The organism is Elioraea sp., from assembly GCF_051860475.1.
Classification (GTDB): Bacteria; Pseudomonadota; Alphaproteobacteria; order Acetobacterales; family Acetobacteraceae; genus Elioraea.
The window spans coordinates 1-5,870 of sequence record NZ_JBHYDW010000202.1 but is presented as its reverse complement, the minus strand read 5'-3'; the positions used below and the strand labels follow the sequence as shown (position 1 = coordinate 5,870).

At 69.6% G+C, this 5,870-nt stretch carries 6 protein-coding genes and 1 pseudogene; 3 read left to right on the top strand and 4 right to left on the bottom strand.

Annotated elements, in window-relative coordinates; translation table 11 throughout:
• Nucleotides 1–107 precede the first annotated feature (107 nt).
• From ACTIFU_RS22030 to ACTIFU_RS22015, 4 genes are read right to left on the bottom strand one after another with little or no spacing between them, the layout of a single operon-like run.
• Nucleotides 108–1,109: an ABC transporter ATP-binding protein gene (locus ACTIFU_RS22030; RefSeq protein ID WP_439580468.1), complete on the bottom strand. Its 1,002-nt coding sequence runs from the start codon at nt 1,107–1,109 to the stop codon at nt 108–110.
• Nucleotides 1,109–2,002 carry an ABC transporter permease gene (locus ACTIFU_RS22025; RefSeq protein WP_439580467.1) on the bottom strand — a complete coding sequence of 298 codons (894 nt, stop codon included), beginning with the start codon at nt 2,000–2,002 and terminating at the stop codon, nt 1,109–1,111. The genes ACTIFU_RS22030 and ACTIFU_RS22025 overlap by 1 nt, the downstream gene beginning before the upstream one ends.
• On the bottom strand, nt 1,995–2,972 hold the full coding sequence (locus tag ACTIFU_RS22020; RefSeq protein ID WP_439580466.1) for an ABC transporter permease: 978 nt from the start codon (nt 2,970–2,972) through the stop codon (nt 1,995–1,997). Before ACTIFU_RS22020 ends, ACTIFU_RS22025 begins: the two co-directional genes overlap by 8 nt.
• Nucleotides 2,972–3,838, bottom strand: coding sequence for an ABC transporter substrate-binding protein (locus ACTIFU_RS22015; RefSeq protein ID WP_439580470.1), 867 nt, complete (start codon nt 3,836–3,838; stop codon nt 2,972–2,974). Before ACTIFU_RS22015 ends, ACTIFU_RS22020 begins: the two co-directional genes overlap by 1 nt.
• Here ACTIFU_RS22015 and ACTIFU_RS22010 point away from each other — a divergent pair.
• The 3 genes and pseudogenes from ACTIFU_RS22010 to ACTIFU_RS22000 form a co-directional block, all read left to right on the top strand.
• Nucleotides 3,740–4,117, top strand: a pseudogene (locus tag ACTIFU_RS22010) (ABC transporter ATP-binding protein); the annotation flags it as partial. The gene ACTIFU_RS22015 and the pseudogene ACTIFU_RS22010 sit on opposite strands and share 99 nt — an antisense overlap.
• Nucleotides 4,118–4,132: 15 nt before the next feature.
• The gene (locus tag ACTIFU_RS22005) at nt 4,133–4,558 is read left to right on the top strand and encodes an oligopeptide/dipeptide ABC transporter ATP-binding protein (RefSeq protein ID WP_439580469.1); all 426 of its coding nucleotides are present in this window, start codon (nt 4,133–4,135) and stop codon (nt 4,556–4,558) included.
• Nucleotides 4,555–5,817: a M20/M25/M40 family metallo-hydrolase gene (locus ACTIFU_RS22000; protein ID WP_439580465.1), complete on the top strand. Its 1,263-nt coding sequence runs from the start codon at nt 4,555–4,557 to the stop codon at nt 5,815–5,817. The genes ACTIFU_RS22005 and ACTIFU_RS22000 overlap by 4 nt, the downstream gene beginning before the upstream one ends.
• Nucleotides 5,818–5,870: the final 53 nt, after the last annotated feature.

Below are 5,870 nucleotides of genomic sequence, written 5' to 3'. Positions count from 1 at the left end.
CATCGTGAAGCTGACGCCGTCGACGGCGGCGACCACCGTGCCGGCGCCGAACAGCCGCCGCCCGGCGACGAACTCCTTGCGCGCGCCGGCGACCTCGACCGCGGCGTTCATGCGGCCGCTTCCCACAGCGCCGGCTCGCGCGCACGCTGGCGCAGATCCTCGGCACGGTCGGCGAAGTGGCAGGCCACGCGCCGACCGGGCGAGGTCTCCACCAGCGGCGGCGTGGCGTTGCGACAGACCTCTTCGGCAAACGGGCAGCGCGGCGCGAAGGGGCAGCCGACCGGCGCCGCGGCCAGGCGCGGCGGATAGCCGGCGATCGAGACGACGCTGCGCTCGGGGAAGCGGATGTCGGGGAAGGCGCGCTGCAGCCCCATGGTGTAGGGGTGGTCCGGGCGCGCGAACACCTCCGCCGTGCGGCCGCTCTCCATCACCATGCCGGCGTACAGCACGGCGACGTGCTCGCAGAGCTCGGCGACCACACCGATATCGTGGCTGATGAACAGGAGTGCCAGCGCGCGCTCGCGCCTGAGGTCTCGCAGCAGGTCCACCACCTGGCGCTGGACGATCACGTCGAGCCCGGTGGTGGGCTCATCGGCGACCAGCAGGGCGGGATCGAACAGTAGCGCGAGTGCGATCATCGCACGCTGGCGCATCCCGCCCGAGAGCTCGTGCGGGAACCGATCGAGCACCGCAGGGTCGAGCTCGACGCGGCGCAGCAGCGCGGCCGCGCGCGCGTCAGCCTCGGCGGCGCGCATGCCGTGCGCGGCAGCCGTGTCGCGGAATTGCCGCCGCAGGTTGTGCACCGGCACCAGCGCGTTCTGCGCGCTCTGCGGCACGTAGGCCATGCGCCGCCAGCGCAGCGGACGCAGCGCCGTCTCGGGCATCCGTGCGAGATCCTGGCCTTCGAGCAGGATCGCGCCGGCCGTCACTCGCGCCTCGGGGGGCAACAGCGCGAGCGCGGCAAGCGCGAGGGTGCTCTTGCCGCAGCCCGACTCGCCCACGAGGCCGAGCGAGCCGCCGGGCGCGAGCGTCAGGCTGACGTCCGAGACCGCCTGCACCGGGCCTGTTCGCGCGCGATACACGATCGAGACGTTCTCGACGGCCAGCATCAGCGTAGCCGCGGATTGGCCAGCCGCTCGTACTCGCGGCCGATCAGGAACACCGAGATCACGAACAGCGAGAGCGTGGCGCCGGGCGGGATGGTCCACCACCAGGCCTGGCGGATCGAGCCGGAGACGTAGGCGAGGTAGAGCATTTGACCCCAGCTCGTCTGCTGCGGATCGCCGAAGCCGAGGAACGCGATTGAGGCCTCCGCCAGCACCGCCCAGGCGATGTCGAAGGCGACATAGAGCAGCGCCATGGGCAGCACGTTCGGAAAGATGTGGACGTAGAGGATGCGCAGGTCGGAGGCGCCGGCGATCCGTGCCGCCTTGACGAAGCCGCGTTCCCGCAGCGACAGCACCTGCGAGCGGATCACGCGCGCGGTGCTGCGCCACATCAGCAGGCTGATCGCGATGATCGTGTTCCAGAGCGAAGGTCCGAGCAGGGCCACGAGCACGACCGCGAAGGGGATGAACGGGATGCCGAAGGCGAGGTCGGTCGCGCGCATCAGCACGGTCTCGACGCGCCCGCCGTAGTAGCCGGCAACCAGACCGATATTGGTCCCGATCAGCGCGATTAGGACTGCGCAGGTGATGCCGACGATCAGCACGATCCGCGTGCCATGGATCAGCTGCGCCAGAACGTCGAGGCCGTAATAGGTCGTGCCGAGCCAGTGCGCGGCCGAGGGTGGTTCGAGGCGCCGCAGCTGCCCCGCCGCGTCGAAGTGGTTGATCAGCGGGTCGTAGGGCGAGAGCCAGTTCGCGAACACCGCGACCAGCACGACGGTCACGAGCACGACCGCGCCGAAGGCGCCGGACCAGGAGGCGAAGGGCAGAAGCAGCGCCCCGCCGAGCTCGCGCAGCCGGGACGGCCGGGGCATCGCCAGCGTCGCGTCACTCATGGCGGATGCGCGGATCGAGCCAGCCATAGGCGAGATCGACGACCAGATTGAGCCCGACGACGGCGGCCGCCATCAGGAAAAACGTCGCCTGCGCCACCGGATAGTCGCGCTGGCTGACCGAATTCACCATCAGCCTGCCGATGCCGGGCCAGTTGAACACCACCTCCAGCAGCACCTGACCGCCGAACGCGAAGCCCACCATGATCGCCGAGTAGGTCAGCACCGGCAGGAACGCGTTGCGGCGCGCGAGGCGGCGCTGCGCACGCTCGGTCAGGCCGCGCGCACGGGCGAGCGTCATGAAGTCCTCGTGCCGGACCTCGATCAGCGCGGTGCGCTGGATCATCAGCGGATCGGCCATCGAGGTGAGCACGCCGGCGGTCACCGGCAGCACGAGATGGCGCAGGACATCGAAGAACGGCAGTTCCTGCCACCAGGTCTCGGCGAAGAAGAAGGGCTGGCGCATCCCGCCGATCGGGAACCAGCGGAGCTCGTAGGCGAACAGCGCGAGCAGCACGATGCCGATCCAGAACACCGGCAGCGCACGCGGGATCAGCGCCAGCACCGCGCCGATCTCCTCGATCCGCTCGCCGCGGCGCCAGCCGAGCCAGGTGCCGATCGCCACGCCGAGCAGGATCGCGATGACCACGACGGGGGTCATCAGCACCAGCGTGTTGAGCAGCATCGGCCAGACGATCTCGATCACCGGCCGGCGGAAGTAGAACGACATGCCGAGATCGCCGGTCGCGAGGTTCAGCGCATAGGCGAGGAACTGCTCCCAGTGCGGGCGGTCGAGTCCCCAGAGCTCGCGCAGCCGCTGCTGCGCCTCGAGCGGCAGATCCCCGGTGCCGAGCAGGATCGTGGTCGGGTCACCGGGGATCAGCCGGAACAGCACGTACATGAACACGATCAGCAGCACGAGCGTGACGGCGGTGTGCGCCGCACGCCGTGCCGCGTACCACCAGAACGCCATCAGGCGGCGGGCATCAGCAGCCTGCCATCGGCGTTCCAGGAGAAGCCGGCATCGCGCAGAACGGCGCGCGCCTTGTCGACTGAGACCTCGGGTGCACTGATCGCCGGATTGGCCCAGGACTCGAGCGCGGGCGTGATCGGCGCGCCGTTCGACACCACGCCGGCGCCCGAGAAGATGATCTCCAGCAGCTTCTTCCGGTCGGTCACGTGCTGGAGCGCGCGCCGGAACGCCTTGTTGTTGGTCGGCGCCATCGCGAGGTTCACCCGGATCTCGTGCTGCCCGTGGGTCGGCGTGCGCACCACATCGAGGTCGGGGTTGCGGCTGATCCGCGCGCCGAGCGTCATGTCGAGGTTCCAGGCGAGCATGTCGGAGTCGCCGCGTTCGAGCATGCCGACCATGCTCTCCATCTGCGGCACCGGCAGCACCACCATGCCCTCGAGCTTGGGCTTCATGAAGAAGTCTGCGTTGGCGGCGAGCTGGAGATATTCGGCCTTTTTCCACTCGACGAGCTTCCATGGACCGCTGCCGACCGGCTTGTCGTTCGGCCAGTCCGCCGGCGTGGCAAGGTTCGAGGGCACGTTCTCCCAGATGTGCTTCGGCGCGAGGAAGGCATAGCCGAGCACGTTGGCGATGAACGGCGCATAGGGTGTGCGCAGCTTCAGCCGCACGGTCAGGTCGCCGGTGATTTCGGCACTCTCCACCGCCTCGTCGACGCGGGAGAGCGCCGGGAAGCGGTGCTTGGCGATGAAGTCGAAGGTGAGAGCGGCAGCGGCAAATCGACGCTCGCGAACCTGCTGGTCGGGCTCGAGGTGCCGACCGAAGGCGAGATCCGGATCGGCGGTCGCGCGCTCGGGCGGAAGCCTGATACGGCTTTCCGGCGTAGCGTGCAGATGGTGTTCCAGGACCCCTTCGGCTCGATCAACCCGCGGTTCACCGTCGGCCGCACGGTCGAGGAGCCGCTGCTGATCCACGGCATCGGTGAGTTGGCCGACCGACGCGACCGCGCGATCGCGGCGCTCGAGGACGCGGAACTCCGCCCTGGCGCTGCCTATCTCGACCGGTTTCCGCACGAGCTTTCGGGCGGGCAGCGCCAGCGTGTGGCGATCGCGCGCGCGATCGTGCTGCGGCCGCGGCTGCTGGTCGCGGACGAGCCGGTCTCGATGCTCGACGTCTCGGTGCGGGCCGGGATCCTCAGATTGCTGCAGCGGCTCGTGCACGACGGCGAGATGGCGATGGTGTTCATCACCCACGATCTGTCGATCGTCGCCTCGGTCTGCGACGAGCTTGCGGTGATGTATCGCGGTCGCTTCGTCGAGCACGGGCCGGTAGCCGAGGTGCTGCGCCGTCCGCTGCACCCCTATACGCGCGCGCTGATCGCGGCCGTGCCGGTGCCCGATCCGTCGGTGACGCCCGTGCCCTTGCCGGCCAAGCTGCTTGCGGGCGGCGCCGTCCCGCATCGCGGTTGCCGCTTTGCGCCACGCTGCGACTTTGCGATTGCCGCGTGCGAGGCGAGTGAACCGGGACTTGAGGACGTCGTCCCGGAGCATCGTGCGGCGTGTCTGCGCGTGCGGGAGATCTCGCTGTGACTATCGAGGCGCAACGCGCGCAGCTTCTGCGTTGGATCGAGGCGGAGACGCCCGATCTGATCGACGTCCTCGCCCGCTTCGCGCGTGCGGCCAGCCCAAACCCTCCCGGCGACACGCGCGAGGCAACCGGCGTGCTGGCGTCGCGTCTGGAGCAGGCCGGTCAGTCGTACTGCACCGTGGCACTGCTCGCCCATGCACCGAATCTGATTGCCACGATCGAGGGCGGACACCCCGGCAAGCATCTTGTCCTGAACGGCCATATCGACGTCTTTCCCTGCGATGATGCGCATCGCTGGAACCATGATCCGTGGGGCGGCGCGGTGGTTGATGGCCGCGTCTACGGCCGCGGCGTCTCCGACATGAAGAACGGCACGGTCGCGCTGCTGTTCGCGCACATCTGGTTGGCGCGCCTCGCCGACACCCTGCCCGGCCGCGTCACCCTGACTGCCGTATCGGACGAGGAGACCGGCGGCACCTGGGGTGCCCAGTATCTCGTCGATCGCCACCCCGAGGTGCTGGGTGACTGTCTGTTGAACGCCGAGCCGGGCGCGCCGACCACGATCCGTTTCGGCGAGAAGGGCATCCTGCGCCTCGCCGTTACCGTGCGCACGCCGGGGTGCCATGGCGCGTACACGCACAAGAGCCCGAGTGCCACGCGCATCGCCGCGCGCCTGGTCGCCGCGCTCGATGCCGTGACCGAGCTTCCGGTCGCCATGGAGCCGGAGGTCGCGCGTGCGCTCGATGAGGGTGCGGCGGAGATGGATCGCATCCACCTTCCCGGCGCGGCCCGGGTGATGCGGCAGTTCTCGCTCAACCTCGGCGTCGTGCGCGGCGGCACGAAGGTGAACATGCTTCCGGGCGAGTGCCGGCTCGAGTTCGACGTCCGCATCCCACCCGGCGAGCGCAGCGGCACGGTGATGGCCGAGATCGAGCGCATCCTCGCCGCTTTCCCCGAGGCCACTCTGGAGGTGACAGGCCTCTCGGAACCGACCTGGTCGAGCCCGAAGCATCCGATGGTGACAGCACTCGCCGAGGCCTGCTCGGCGACCTGCGGGTTCCGTCCGCGCGCGATCGCCTCGCTCGCCGCGACCGATGCGCGCAAGTGGCGCGCGAAGGGTGTGCCCGCCTTCACCTACGGCACGACGGCCACGAATGTCGCCATGCCGGACGAGCACACCGACATCGCGGAGTGGCTCGGCGTGGTGAAGACGCTGACGCTCGGCGCCCATGCCTGGCTGCACGCAGAGGCCGGGCGATGAGCGCGACGCGCGATGCCCTGCTGGCGCGGATCGCCTCGGAGCAGGATGCGCTG